Raw genomic sequence first — 13511 nt, forward strand, 5'->3', positions numbered from 1 at the left:
AACATCCAGGATCTTTTCATTCTAGGCCTGTTTCTTCATAAACCTCAAAAACCGCACTCTGGCTAACCATGCCGTGGCGATTACTGACCAGTAGATTGTAACGCCCCGGATACATCGGTGCCGACATGACAAGATTCAGCTGACTGCGAGACTGCAATTTAATCCGGTCGGCAAAATGAGGAAGCGGGATCGCCGATATACCGCTGGCATCCTGAAAAAAATACAGCAAGCCATCATCGATAAGCAAAAACTTCGACAAACGACTCAGTGGCACGGTAGCGATCCTCAGCGGCCGGGTAGGCACCGTGACGTCGACAATATGAACTCCATCGCGCAGAGTGACAAGATAGACCAGGTCCTCATGAAAACGCACTCCTTTGCTATAGCCCGGCAAGGAAATCGAGCTGGCCAGTTGCGGGCTGGTCGGATCCTTGACATCAATAATTAATAAACCGGAACGGCCATTGGCGATATAGGCCACACTGTCATGAACTTCGATATCGACCTGCTGATCAAATTGTTGGGCCGGAAATGGAGGACGCAGTTGGCTGATCAGTTCCAGCTTGCCGCCTTCATGGAAGCGATAGATCAGCAGTCCCTGGTCATTGGTCACGCACAGCAGATGATCATTCACTGCAGCCATGGCAAGGACCTGTGGAGCATCCACCTCTTCCACAACCAATGCTGCCCCGATATCGGCAACATCCATCACCCGCAACTTTGTATGCGGTGAGTAACTGATCAGATAATCATCGACCACCAATAAGCTGTTTGCTGCATAATCAGTCCACTTTGCGATTAATTGAGGACTGGTGCGAGCACTGATATCAAAAATGTTGATCCCGGCATTCTCCTGACTGACAAAAAGGAGATTTTGATAGCGAGCCAGAGAGAAACTAGGCCTTGGAGCATTGTCAAAATGAACGGCGCGCTTTTCCTGTTTATCAACAAAGGCGACTCCACCAAAACCTGCGTGTCTGAAACTGAGATAAAACAGATCATCAACGACTATTCCATCGCTCACCCCGGGCAAGGAGCTGATCCAAGTAGCCACCTGGCGCGAACGTAAATGCCGGCGATCAATCGTCAATAGCCCTTCCAGCGAACCTGTTACATATAGATTCTCACCGTATTCTGACAGGGTTTGCAGCCCGCCAGCAAAGGCCATCTGTTCAGACATGGTTTGATCACGAAGGTCGAAAATACGCAAACCGACACTACGGTCAATCAGATAGAGGTGATGCTGCCCTTCGATCAGACTCATGATGGAACCGAAATCTTCCCAAGAATGATTCAACTTCAGGTGATCCAGATGATTGAGTTGATCAGATGGCCCTAACTCAATCACCCTGAAACTGTCGGGCAGAGCAACATAGAGCTGTTCATTTTTTGTCAGAATCGCCCGCACAGATGATTCAAAGCGCATCTGATCTATCAGTTTCAATGTCGCCGGGTTACTGCAATCATAAAGGAACAGCATGCCGTTGCGATCAAAAAGGAAAAGTCGCTCACCGTAAAACGCCATCCCGCGAATGCTGCCAAAATCAAGTTGTCCAATTTGCCGGAGCAACATCGGCCCATTCAACCCATAAACCTTAAGGCCGCCGGAATGAGTAGTCACATACAAATGACCCGCATGAAGGTAACTGGCGGTCGTGGTATCACCGGTCCAGATTTCAGATTCAATGCTAAGCCGGCCCATCTCCAGTGTCATCATAACCAGTCCCAGCCGCCCACAGGACACAAACAGCTTACCATTGCTATAGTGCAGGTCGACAACCGATCGTCCGGGCAGGTAAGTCTCCAGCAGTCGGGGTGAGTCAGGGTCAGCAATACTGACAAGATTCAGACCGTCGTTACTGCCGATGAGCAATAACTCACCGATGATCAGACTGGTATTGAAAAATCCATCCAGTGGATAGCGGTTAATTACGGAATCCTGATTGCTGACATCCATGATCAGACTGACTTGGGTATCGCGATCAAAGCCACTACCGGTTAGCTGCAAGGTCGTGGTGCTGCCAACGGCCAATCGCTGAACGGGGGCTGGGTGGACTACCAGGGTTTCGGTGGAACCGAGATAGCTGCGAAATAACCCTCCTAACCAGATCAGAAGAAGGATGCCCAGCGCAATGCCGGTTAATAAAGCAATCATGGGTAAAGAGCGGTTCATCAGATTCTCTCCCCGACGACAGCAGGTGAAGCAGGCTTGGATTTTACCAGCAAGGGATCAAGAATCCGGCGCAAGGCCGATTGACTGACAGGTTTTTTAAGGTATCCAAACAAAGGCGCGGTTAGCAGATCCGTAAACTCATGCTCACCGAGCAGACAGCAAAATGGCAACTCGTTTTTTAATGTCTGCAGCTCTTTCATGCTCTGGGATGTGAGCTCGGCAGCATCAACAATCATCAGAACAACATGATCATGACGACACAAGGCCACAGCCTCCTGGAGATTATCAGCATAATCAGGCACAATCTGCCAGGCTGCCAGCGAGAGCCGCAGCAACTGCCGCTCGGCAGCATGCCGGCCAACATATAGCACCCTGGGAACGCTGGGACAACTGATGGCATCAGTGTTAGCTACCTGTGGCGGAGCTGCGATTTCCTCAAGCAGGGACAGGCTGAGTTCCACAGTAAAACAGCTACCCTCACCAGGACGACTTGCGACAGTGATGCTGCCCCCCATCAGGTCCACCAGCTGCTTGACAATCGGCAGCCCGAGGCCACTGCCAATGTTGACCTCAGAGGAGAAGCTTTTATGTTGATAAAACAGATCAAATACCCGCTGACTGGTCGCTTTGTCCATACCAACCCCGGTATCCTGCACGGTAAAGACAAATCGCCCCTGCTCCTGATATTCCGACGCCAGTTGCAAGCTCGCAGTAATGACGCCCTTGGGAGTAAATTTGATCGCGTTGCCAATCAGATTCATCATGATCTGCCAGATTCGCGCCCGATCTCCGCGAACCCGGCGAAAAGCCGTTATGGGGATGTCGGCGATAAGTTCGACGCCCTTGGCCAGCGCTTGAGGTTCCAGCAGCTCGACAACCTCCTCGATGATTTGTGCAGGGACAATGTCATGATGTTCAAGCTCTATAACCCCGGCTTCAATCCGTGCGATATCAAGAACATCGCTGATCAGAGCCAGCAGGTCATTACCCGACCTATCAACGGTATCAACCAAAGTACGCTGATGTTCTGTCAACGCGGTGCGCTGCAACAGGCCGTTCATTCCCAGCACGCCAATGAGCGGTGTTCGCAGTTCATGGGTCATGCGTGATAAGAACTGCGACTTGGCCGCATTTGCCGAATCGGCCAACTGACGCGCCTTTTCCAGTTCGGCCACCGCTGTCCTCAGTTCCGCCGTTCGCTGCTGGACTGTAAACTCCAGATGATCCTGGTGGCGGGATTGCTGTCGTTGGTGCTCTTCGACCTGATCAAGCATGTGATTCAAGCCATCAACCAGCAGAGCAATTTCATCGTTACTCATTTTTGTTGCCCGAACCGAATAATCCTGTTGAACCGAAATTTTCTCCATTACCCCGGCAAGATTGAGTAACGGCTCAGATAGCGGCTTCTGCAGACGATCGGCTAGGATCCACGAAAGAATAAACAACAGCATCAGCGCCAGGGTTGTACCTAAAGCGACGCCACTCAAGCGTCCATAAAGGGTATCAAGGTCACTGAGCACATACAGGGTACCAACACGATCTGTTTCGTAGAAGATAGGGGAAAAAAACCCCAGATGTGAAAAGCTGGAATGAATCTGTTCTTCGCTTGCGATGGTCCAGTAGGTCTCATTGGAAGAGTCAAAATCCTCCTTTAGGAAACTCCAGGTGAAAGCAGCCTTCTGATGTGACAGATATTCTGCTACCGGCTCGCCCTGATGATTAAACAGATAGGCAGCATGGATATATTTCTGGTTCGCTAACGCAGCAAGAATCTTTTCAGTTTCCTGATAATGACCGAGGACCAGAGGCTGACGGCTGTTGCTTCCTATCGCCGCAGAAAGCACCCTGATTTCCTGAATCAAAGCGGCCCTGGCAGCAAAAACTTCGGCAGTCAGTACAACCAGGCTGACAATCAGCAGTAACAGCACACTGATCATCATCAATAAAATGATCAGCTTGTTTTTAATTGATTGTCTAGGCTGGGTTTTTACCATGAATAAAAAATCCGAACACTAAAGGCCAAAAGGTAATCAGCAGACTATCAATTCATGAAGGAAAAATGAAGTTATTAACAATAACAATGAGTCCGGCGTATTTTTCAGGGATCAGGCACATGTTGATTGCGCTATCAGGATGACTGTTTTAAAGTATCTCTGCAAAACCTAAAGGACAAAAGGCAAATGGATAATGCCCGCCCTCTTTTTCATCAATTGCTGACCGGAGTTCTGATTTTCATGAACGGAAAAAACCAGATCATAAGCAAGCCGCAACAGCCTGCAGCTGTACCGATATCCTTCCATCAAATGCCCCTCAAAGAACAGTTGCTGCAGATTCATCAGGCGCAAGGAAAAGATAAATATCGTCTGGTCTTTAATAGTAGCAAGCCGGAAATTGTTGTCCCACGGCTGCATCCCCAGGAGCTCTATCTGACGGTTAACGATCTTGGCGCGGAAGATTCTCTGGAGCTCATCTCCCTGGCCTCCCCGGCTCAGATCACCCTGATTCTGGACCTTGATTGCTGGGATCTGGACACCTTGAACCCGGAATCAGCGCTAAACTGGCTTGAATTTTTATCCAACTGTGACGAAGAAAAAGTTCGCCAATTAGCGCGTGAAATAGAGCCGGAGACCCTCGCTTTGATGCTCGGCAAGCATTTGACCATTATCCGTGGCCTTGAAGCTTACGATGATGATGATGCTGAAAACGCCAAGCGGCTCGAAGCCATCTACGACATTGAATACAAGTCGGAAGACGCCGCCAAGATCCTGGGTTCCCTGTTCAACATCTGGCAGGAACGTGAGCAGAGTCATTATCTGCAGATCATGGAAATTATCCGCAGCGAAAACGTATTGGTTCTTGAGGAAGAAGTTTATCAGCGCCGCAGTGCCCGTTTGCTTGACTTAGGAATCGTCCCGACCATGGACGCCAGGACGATATACACCAGAACAAATCCACAAACATTTGTCGTTGGCGACAAACAGGATTTTCGTCTCGAAGCTGAGAGCTTGCCCAGCCCACTGGCACTGCTTAAAACTGCAATCCCTCACCATTTTCTGGCAGCCGTCCTGGAAGACGGTATTCCGCACGAACTGGCCTGTGAAATGCTTCACCTGGTCAACCGCAAATTCAGCGCTGATCAAATCGATCTGTCGTCAAGCACAGAAGTGCGTGAGGCTCTTCAACAAACCTACGACAATCTTAATCTGGCGCTGCAATATCTTGCCGGCAACGATCTTGACCGGGCTACAGAGATTTTCCACACCACCTGGCTACAGCGGCTGTTTCAGCTCGGCCATAGCCTGATCAGTCATGAACAGGATCGTGCCATTGCGATCAGAAAGGACCCTTGCTTTGCTAACCTGAATGAGTCTTCAACCTTTTTCATCGACCTGTTGACCGAGCAGCCACCACGTCATTTTTGCGAAGGCTGCGACACCTGTCCCAGTGAAATTTGCGCCATCAACACGATGGAGCAGATTCAGCATATCGGCCGGCGTCTGTCGCAACTGGAAAGCCTCCTTGATCGGAGTAAAACAAGCCCAACGTAAAAATGGGGTTCTAACCGGTAAAGGGTTTAATGACGCACAACTATCTGGGCAGCTGGCACCGGGGCTCTGTCCTTAGCAGGAAATAATGAATCATCTGTTCAGTGGTTGACAACCCAGCTAATTCCTTGAATCTGCGTAGATAAAGACTAACCCTCCGACCGTTTTCCCAGGCAAAACGACTGGCATTAACATCCCTCCCCCTTGCATCTGCCTGAGCCTCTGCTATTTAATTAAAAAGTTGACCATGCAATTTTAAACAGGAGGAAAGACAATGAATGGATTGATGAAACTTTTTGCAGGATGCGCACTTGCTGCATTTGTCAGTGCCTGCGCTCCGGTAGCCCAACCCCCCCTACAACCACTGACATCACCAGCCGTTGCCAGCGCAGGCAAGGCCGCCAAGATCGATAATTTCCAGATCATTATTGATTCATCCCTCAGCATGGACGAGGGCGGCAAGTTTTTTGTCGCGGCCAGAGACATCGCCAGCCGCATCAATCAGGGGATCCCAACTGATCTATCCTACAATTCCGGCTTACGCACCTTTGGTCATAATCGCCATCAGTCGCAACATCCTACCGACTTGCCCTATGGCATGACCCGTCATGACCGTCAGGCTTTTCATGACAGCCTCGGACAAATAAAATACATTGGTGGCACCAGTCCCCTGGCTGCAGCTATTGATGCCGCGTCCCATAATCTGAAAGCTGCTGGTGGCCAATCAGCGCTCATTATCATTAGTGATGGGCTCGATATGGACGACGCTCCTGCGGCCGCCGGACAAGCGAAAGCTCAACTTGGCGACAACCTGTGTATTTACACTATAGCCATTGGCAATCAGCGTAATTCCATGGGTCATAAAGTGCTTGAGAAAGTTGCCCGGGCCGGGCAGTGCGGCTTTGCGACAACCGCCGCGAAACTCGCAGACGCAAGCGCCATGTCACAATTTATCTCTGATGTTTTCCTGACCGAACCAGCACCGAAACCGGCACCAGCACCCGCTCCAGCACCGGCCCCGGTTGTGCGCGACAGTGATGGTGATGGCGTGCCCGATCATCTCGACAAATGCCCTAACACTCCTCGTGGCGTTGCCGTTGACACCCAGGGCTGCCCGCTTGACAGTGACGCTGACGGCGTAGCTGATTACCTGGACAAATGCCCAGGGACTCCGGCCGGCGTTCGTGTTGATGCTGAAGGATGTCCAACAGTCCTGAGCCTGCGCATCAATTTTGGTTCTGACAGTGCCAGCGTCTCTCCCCAGTTTGATGGTGAGTTGGCTAAAGCGGCTGAATGCATCAACAGCTATCCCGGCCACAACGTTGCCATCATTGGTCATACCGACAGTGTTGGCGCTGCCGCTTATAACCAGATCCTCTCCGAGCGGCGTGCGGCAGCGGTCAAGGATGCGCTGGTTGAACGTTTCAATGTTCCTGCGGCAAAAATGGTTTCCCAGGGCATGGGTGAATCAAAGCCGGTTGCTGACAACGCCACTGCAGAAGGAAGGGCGTTGAACCGGCGTGTAGATGTCGCTTGCGGTTATGCAGTTGAATAACTATTAAGTTATTCAGATTAACAACTGATCCGACAGAGAAAAGGCCGGGAATGCCAGGCCTTTTCTCTGTCGATCGATACCTTCTGAAAAAAACTTCTTACCATATCAGCTCTTCGACCTCTACACCGGCGGACGTTCTTGTTACATAGATAAAAGTCACAATCCGGCGTCCGGGTGATTCCGGCAAGTGATAAAAAACGCTGCTGAAAAACTGCACTTTGCCCTCCCGCTCCAAACCTTCCAGTTGCTTTTTAACTTGCCGGCGGACCTGCGCCTGCTCCTGCACAGTTAAGCATTGATCATAAAAATCGGGGGCGTTACCACTGACAACCCGCTCCAGATGAGCATAGTCTCGGGCCAGGGCTTCACGCATTCTAATCTGATATTTATCATCGGCGTAGCCATCCACATAGCGACCTAGTTCTTCGGCCAATTGCCGCAACGAACGACTGTTGCTATGTAATTGCTGCGCGCACCAGTAACGGTTCAACTCATCCAGACAACTTGAGAGAGATCCGGAAAGGTCAATAAGGACAGTAATCAACCGGGGAAACTTATGGCCGTTAACCAGAAGATCATTAAGTCTACTGATGCCGCGCACCCGCTCCAGTTCAGGAAAACTCCACTCTGCGGTCGACAGCACACCATAAGGAGGGGTCTGATCATAACAGATGTTCAGTTCTTCGGCCTGTCGGCGCAGGGGTGTGCCCGGCAGCAGCTTCACCAGTTCAATCTGCAGATGATCAGCCCCCAGAGCATAAGTCCAGTCGATAGCGTCACAGAATTCCGTTAAGCCACCGCCCGGCAGACCGGCAACCAGATCAAGATGGAGGTGAATATTCGTGCGTTTACTCAAGGCCCGAACATTGTCAGCCAGCAGCTCCAGAGACATGGTACGGGACACCCGTTGCAAGGTTTCGGGCAAAATCGCCTGGACACCAATTTCAAATTGAAAGACACCGGACGGAACCTGCTCCAACAGTTGCAGGGTCGATTCATCAAGCAGATGGGCACCGATTTCAAAATGAAAAGTGCTGGAACGATTATGCTCAAGGATGTAGCGGAAGATCTCACGGGTACGCACCGCATCGTAATTAAAGGTGCGATCAACAAACTTGATTACCTTGACCTGTTGTTCCATCAACAGGCCCAAATCAGCTCTGATGCGCTCCATGGAAAAAGAGCGCACCTGGTTACTGCTGGCGCTCAGACAAAAGCTGCAACGATATGGGCAACCGCGACTGCTCTCATAATATACCAACCCGCGGTTCAGATCGACCAACCCAGCAGCGAAAGGGGAAGGGATATCATCGAGCTGGTCGAGCAAGCTTTCCCGGCTGGATGAAGGCTCCCCCGGCAGTTGCACCCCGGGAAACGCAGAGGGCTTTTTGCCGGCATGCCAGTCAGCAAGCAGACGACGCAGAGGGGCCTCCCCTTCCCCGCAGATAATAGCATCAACCGGATACTGGTGAAAAAAGTCAACGGTTTCAAAAGAAATATCCGGACCTCCAAGAACTATCCGATAGTCAGGATTGATCTGTTTCAGGCAACAGACCAGCTCCAGGGTCGTCACCCGATTCCACAGATAAACGGAAAAACAGATGATATCAGCATCGGCAGCAACAATCCGCGCGAGGAGATTTTCTTTCGGCTGGTTCAGGGTTAATTCGAGAATCTGAATCGCAGGGCAAACCGGGAGGCAATAGGCCTTGAGATAGGGCAAGGCCAGACTGGCATGAACGTAACGACTGTGCAGGGTGGTCAACAGGGTTTTCATGGCGACAGATTACCCGATTGCCCCCCCACAGCCAAGGACTAAGAAGAAGAACATGTCAGGGGCAGATCAATCCATCCCTGATCTTGATAGTGCGCTCCGCCCGGGCGGCGAGCTCCTGGTTGTGGGTAATCATGATCGTCGTCAGCCCCTCATCACTCAAGCGGCGCAAAATGGCGTAGATTTTCTCGCTGTTTTCCGTATCCAGATTGCCTGTTGGTTCATCGGCCAGCAGTACCGCCGGATCATTGACCAACCCACGGGCGATAGCGGTACGCTGCATCTCGCCGCCACTTAACTGGGCAGGGGCATGGTTGAGCCGATGTTCCAGTCCGACCATTTCTGCCAGTTGTTCAATTTTTTTGCGCTGGGCCGGCTTTTTACTGAAGAGCAACGGCAGCGCAATATTGTCAAAAACGCTCAATCCCGGAATCAGATAAAACTGCTGAAAAACAAAGCCGATCTTCTCCCGGCGGATTTTTACCAGTTGCGATTCAGGCATGCTGGCGGTATTGACACCGTCAAAGATGACATCACCGCTGGACGGCTGATCAAGACAGCCGAGGATGTGCAACAAGGTCGTTTTACCGGCACCGGAAGGTCCGACAATGGCCATCATTTCGCCGCCGTCAATGGCCATGTTGACACCACGCAGGGCGCGCACATTTTCGACACCGCGACGATAGGTTTTTTCAATTTCTCTTAATTCAATCATCCCTTGATAGCCTCTACCGGATTAATTTTTGATGCTTTTACCGCCGGATAAATGCCGGCACAAAGCCCGATAATAAATATAAATGACACACTTCCCAGCGCCACGAGGGGTTCAAAGCGGATCAAGTCGCCGGAGGGGACAAAGGGCATGACGGAGCGGACAAAGGTTTCAATCAGGCGGGCGCCGAGGGTCGACAGAACAATACCGACGACACCGCCAAACAGGGCAAGGATCGTTGTTTCACTCAGGATAATCCGGAAGATATCCCAGCGTGAAGCTCCTACCGCGCGCATCATACCAATTTCCTGGGTGCGCTCGAACACCGCCATGAGAATCGAATTCATGACCCCGACCGCACTGATCAGGATCGCTATCAGCACGATCGCCAGGCTCAGAGCCCGCGCTGCAGCGGCCAAATTGGAAACCGAATTCATCACTTCACCCATAGTAACAATCTGGATACCGGGCACCGTTGAAGTCATTGCCTCGGTAATGGCGCCAATGCGCGTCGGGTCATCAACCTTGACACCAATAGCGGTTGCTGCTTTTGGATAGCCGAGCAGATTCTGGGCAGTCTTAATCGGCAGATAGACAAAGGCATCATCCTGACTGCCTGAATAGCCTACCGTTCCGGCAACAACCAGATCAACGCCATCAATCGGCGAAGAAAAGTGATCTCCGGGTTTAAGATTGTCATGCTGGGCAACCTCAAAGCCCAATAACACTTCATGCTCAGAACGCGGAATCCTGCCGGTGATCTCCCAACCCGGCTTAATCGCCTCCAGCACGGTCATGTCGACGCCATAGATCAGATCGATTTTACCACGTTGCTGATCCGGCAACTGAGCGACAAGAATCGGCGTCGCCAGAGCAATCCCTTCTGTGCGCTCTACCTGTTCCATTACCTCGGTATCGAGAAATTTAGGGATAACCGCCCCATGTAAAACCAGGGCCGCTACCTCGTGGGCGCAGCCCGACGGCACAATCATGAAATGCAGACCGGTGCGCTCCAGTTCGACCGCCAGACCCTCCGTGAACCCTTTATTGAAGGACAACACAGCAAACAGGACACCCACAGAAGCGGCAATACCGAGCATGGTCAACAGACTGCGGGTACGATGACGCAGGATGTTTTTTGCGGCTAGTTTCAAAAAACTGGTCATTTCACTTCAACCCCGGTGGCAATCAGCAAAAAAGCCTGTTGCGATCTGGCGACTGTACCACTGGCGATAGCCGTTTTGTTCGGCAGAGAGGGCAATTCGAAGCCGTTGCGTGACAGGTCGATATACACCTGGCCGGTGTCATCCTGCAGATAAAACCAGCAACCATTAGAAGCGCACTGACTGACAATACGCCCCTCCAGGGTAACCGTTTTCCCCATCAGATCCGGTCGCAGAAACATATCCTTAACCTGAACCCTGGGAGCATCGGGATCAATCCCGGCGCCATATTTATCGCCGCCACCACTGCAGGCAGCAAGAAACAGAGAAACAAGAAGTACTGATGCAAAAACCATATTTTTCATCAACTAAACTCCTGGTTGTCGAGGCCAAAAAAACAAGCATGATAGGTAACCAGCAACTTCCATTGCCCATTCTTTTGTGTGGAGGTAAAGAATAAGTGGGGGAATTTTTATCAAATACTATTGTTTTTGTAAAGTAGAAGCGGTGCAGAGGACACTTTTCAGGATAATGAACAGTCGTTCTTTGTGCTTTTGAGCAGAGGGTATAAGAGGCGCTCGTCGATGCCAATTTTCTATGTTATATTCACTGTCTGCGTGAAAGGAAGAGACCCATGAGCAAAAGAAAAACATTTTTGACCGTCGTTGCCGACTCTGACGGGGAAGTATTCGAGCTTCCGGATCTTCTCATGGCTGGAATGAACGGCTTGTCTTTGTGCCGGCCACAAGCAGATGAACTGATTCCGTTGCCGGAAGGTAGCCGCCTGTTTACTATTCCCAACACGCCCCCCGTCGGTTTTGATCGCCGCACCGGTCAGCAGAAAACCGTTAGCCGGATGCCTAAATCCTGGGGCGGCGGTTCCTTGCAAGCAGTTTCCGCTTTTGTCACTCCGGCTTTTACCCGCACTCTGTTGCCTGCCGCTGACTACATCAATAAACCGGTTGAATTAACCCTCTGGTCTTACACGGCAGTGGGCTGGTGCGTGGAGGAGGAGCGTTTTTATGTCGCGGCCGTCCGGGTCGATCGTAACCGTCAGTGGGAGCCTGGGCACTTTGATGACCGCAAACTGGAACCGCTGGTACGTCAGCGACTAGCACGTGAGGCTGATAATCGGCTGCTGGTGCAATTATCTCGTTGCGCCCTTGACTATCACTGTTTTGCCGCAAAAAACCTGTTTTTCGGTCGTTGGGAAGCCCCCCTGCCCTGCTCTCCTGCCTGCAATGCCCAATGTCTTGGTTGCATTTCTCTGCAGGACGAGCCCAAAGCCTGTCAGGCCAGTCAGGATCGCATCGATTTTGTTCCGACACCTGAAGAAATCTGTGCGCTGGCAGTCCCTCATCTTAAAAAAGCAGAGAACGCAATCGTTTCCTTTGGTCAGGGCTGTGAAGGGGATCCGATCATGCAGATCGACACCGTCAGCGCCGCGGTCAGACAGATGCGCCGTCAAACTGAGCGGGGCACCATTAACTTCAATACCAACGCCTCGATCCCCGCAGCCATCGACCAACTGGCCGCCGCCGGAGTTGATTCGATCCGGGTCTCACTTAACTCGGTTCAGGAACGTTTTTACAACGCTTATTACCGCCCGTATTGCTACACCTTTGCTGATGTCCGGGAGTCGATCCACCGCGCTAAACAACATGGGCTGTTTACCATGCTCAACTATCTGGTTTTTCCGGGAATCACAGATCGCGAGGATGAAATCGAGGCACTATTAAAGCTGATCGAAGAGACAGGAATCGACCTGATTCAGATGCGCAATTTGAGCATCGACCCTCTGCTCTATTGGTCAACCCTGGGAGCCGAAGGCAGAGGAATCGGGATGAAGAAGATGCTTGATCTGGTAAAACAACAGGTTCCACGCATCCAGTTTGGTTATTTTAACCGAACCCGCGAAAATTTTTACCCTTGCGGGTTTGAAAACGACTGGCCGTTACCGGCGCAACTCTGATCCGCCGCTGTCAGGGAGCAACCATTACGGGCTTCAAGTCCTGCGGATCGATTCGACATAGTCGGCAGCAGCAACCATAAAGGCAGCGAAGTCCTTCTCCAGTTCCTCCCGGTGCTGATGGAGCTGATCATACCCCCGGGCCAGCGGAATTCTGTGATTCAATCGTTGTTCAAGACGCCCCAGCACCCGTTCTACGACCTCCTCCTGACGATAGGATGTCAGCCAGTCATTGGCGATCATCCGCGGCAATTGTTCCTGCAGACGTAGCGGCAGATAAACCCGGCAGGCTTGCAATCCACCATAAACGTCGTGAGCAAATTCCTGTAACGGCTGATGAGCGTAATGTTGCCATTGGCAGGCGAGGAAATGATCGTAGAACACGTCCACCAGGATACTGCGACCATGGCCAAAAGAAGAGCATAAACGGCGGCGGCTGGCTTGGAAAGGTGGGCTGTCGCGAGTAAACGTGTCCAGCCGGCGATGAAGCCTGAGGTGGGCTACAAGGTCATCGGGCAACTCACCGAAACAACTTCCTTTAAAAAAATCACCCATCAGTGAGCCGGACCAGGCCAGCGGACGCGGTGCAGAAAAATACAGATGGGCCAGATAATTCATGT

10 protein-coding genes are annotated in these 13511 nt (G+C 51.4%); 3 read left to right on the forward strand and 7 right to left on the reverse strand.

The window, feature by feature from the left end; translation table 11 throughout:
- Positions 1 to 16: 16 nt before the first annotated feature.
- Both AC1931_RS03920 and AC1931_RS03925 read right to left on the reverse strand, forming a co-directional pair.
- Positions 17 to 2173 carry a hypothetical protein gene (locus AC1931_RS03920; RefSeq protein WP_483875916.1) on the reverse strand — a complete coding sequence of 719 codons (2157 nt, stop codon included), beginning with the start codon at positions 2171 to 2173 and terminating at the stop codon, positions 17 to 19.
- The gene (locus tag AC1931_RS03925) at positions 2173 to 4167 is read right to left on the reverse strand and encodes an ATP-binding protein (protein WP_483875917.1); all 1995 of its coding nucleotides are present in this window, start codon (positions 4165 to 4167) and stop codon (positions 2173 to 2175) included. The genes AC1931_RS03920 and AC1931_RS03925 overlap by 1 nt, the downstream gene beginning before the upstream one ends.
- Positions 4168 to 4353: 186 nt before the next feature.
- On the opposite strand from AC1931_RS03925, the gene AC1931_RS03930 reads away from it, so the two are divergent.
- Together AC1931_RS03930 and AC1931_RS03935 are read left to right on the forward strand one after the other, a co-directional pair.
- Positions 4354 to 5721, forward strand: coding sequence for a DUF6178 family protein (locus AC1931_RS03930; protein WP_483875918.1), 1368 nt, complete (start codon positions 4354 to 4356; stop codon positions 5719 to 5721).
- A 271-nt stretch (positions 5722 to 5992) separates the two neighbouring features.
- Complete coding sequence (locus AC1931_RS03935) at positions 5993 to 7273, forward strand: OmpA family protein (RefSeq protein ID WP_483875919.1); 1281 nt, start codon at positions 5993 to 5995, stop codon at positions 7271 to 7273.
- Between the two features lie 97 nt (positions 7274 to 7370).
- On the opposite strand, the gene AC1931_RS03940 is transcribed toward AC1931_RS03935, so the two are convergent.
- The 4 genes from AC1931_RS03940 to AC1931_RS03955 are packed head-to-tail and all read right to left on the reverse strand — an operon-like array spanning position 7371 to position 11287.
- Positions 7371 to 9050, reverse strand: a complete 1680-nt coding sequence (locus tag AC1931_RS03940; protein WP_483875920.1) for a B12-binding domain-containing radical SAM protein — start codon at positions 9048 to 9050, stop codon at positions 7371 to 7373.
- Between the two features lie 55 nt (positions 9051 to 9105).
- Positions 9106 to 9762 carry an ABC transporter ATP-binding protein gene (locus AC1931_RS03945; RefSeq protein WP_483875921.1) on the reverse strand — a complete coding sequence of 219 codons (657 nt, stop codon included), beginning with the start codon at positions 9760 to 9762 and terminating at the stop codon, positions 9106 to 9108.
- Complete coding sequence (locus AC1931_RS03950) at positions 9759 to 10925, reverse strand: ABC transporter permease (RefSeq protein ID WP_483875922.1); 1167 nt, start codon at positions 10923 to 10925, stop codon at positions 9759 to 9761. The genes AC1931_RS03945 and AC1931_RS03950 overlap by 4 nt, the downstream gene beginning before the upstream one ends.
- Positions 10922 to 11287 carry a hypothetical protein gene (locus AC1931_RS03955; RefSeq protein WP_483875923.1) on the reverse strand — a complete coding sequence of 122 codons (366 nt, stop codon included), beginning with the start codon at positions 11285 to 11287 and terminating at the stop codon, positions 10922 to 10924. Before AC1931_RS03955 ends, AC1931_RS03950 begins: the two co-directional genes overlap by 4 nt.
- A 269-nt stretch (positions 11288 to 11556) precedes the next feature.
- Here AC1931_RS03955 and AC1931_RS03960 point away from each other — a divergent pair, with 269 nt between their 5' ends.
- The gene (locus AC1931_RS03960; protein ID WP_483875924.1) at positions 11557 to 12894 is read left to right on the forward strand and encodes a radical SAM family protein; all 1338 of its coding nucleotides are present in this window, start codon (positions 11557 to 11559) and stop codon (positions 12892 to 12894) included.
- A 33-nt stretch (positions 12895 to 12927) separates the two neighbouring features.
- Here the strand turns inward: AC1931_RS03960 and AC1931_RS03965 are convergent, their stop codons facing one another.
- Positions 12928 to 13509 (reverse strand): acyl carrier protein phosphodiesterase, encoded by a 582-nt coding sequence (locus tag AC1931_RS03965; protein ID WP_483875925.1) that lies wholly within the window; start codon positions 13507 to 13509, stop codon positions 12928 to 12930.
- Positions 13510 to 13511 lie beyond the last annotated feature (2 nt).

The sequence above is a fragment of the Pelovirga sp. C15f genome (assembly GCF_057178085.1).

What these genes read in the sequence shown, in the direction of transcription:
- AC1931_RS03920 (WP_483875916.1), bottom strand. Translation starts at nt 2,173, where the DNA reads ATGAACCGCTCTTTACCCATGATTGCTTTATTAACCGGCATTGCGCTG.
- AC1931_RS03925 (WP_483875917.1), bottom strand. Translation starts at nt 4,167, where the DNA reads ATGGTAAAAACCCAGCCTAGACAATCAATTAAAAACAAGCTGATCATT.
- AC1931_RS03930 (WP_483875918.1), top strand. Translation starts at nt 4,354, where the DNA reads ATGGATAATGCCCGCCCTCTTTTTCATCAATTGCTGACCGGAGTTCTG.
- AC1931_RS03935 (WP_483875919.1), top strand. Translation starts at nt 5,993, where the DNA reads ATGAATGGATTGATGAAACTTTTTGCAGGATGCGCACTTGCTGCATTT.
- AC1931_RS03940 (WP_483875920.1), bottom strand. Translation starts at nt 9,050, where the DNA reads ATGAAAACCCTGTTGACCACCCTGCACAGTCGTTACGTTCATGCCAGT.
- AC1931_RS03945 (WP_483875921.1), bottom strand. Translation starts at nt 9,762, where the DNA reads ATGATTGAATTAAGAGAAATTGAAAAAACCTATCGTCGCGGTGTCGAA.
- AC1931_RS03950 (WP_483875922.1), bottom strand. Translation starts at nt 10,925, where the DNA reads ATGACCAGTTTTTTGAAACTAGCCGCAAAAAACATCCTGCGTCATCGT.
- AC1931_RS03955 (WP_483875923.1), bottom strand. Translation starts at nt 11,287, where the DNA reads ATGAAAAATATGGTTTTTGCATCAGTACTTCTTGTTTCTCTGTTTCTT.
- AC1931_RS03960 (WP_483875924.1), top strand. Translation starts at nt 11,557, where the DNA reads ATGAGCAAAAGAAAAACATTTTTGACCGTCGTTGCCGACTCTGACGGG.
- AC1931_RS03965 (WP_483875925.1), bottom strand. Translation starts at nt 13,509, where the DNA reads ATGAATTATCTGGCCCATCTGTATTTTTCTGCACCGCGTCCGCTGGCC.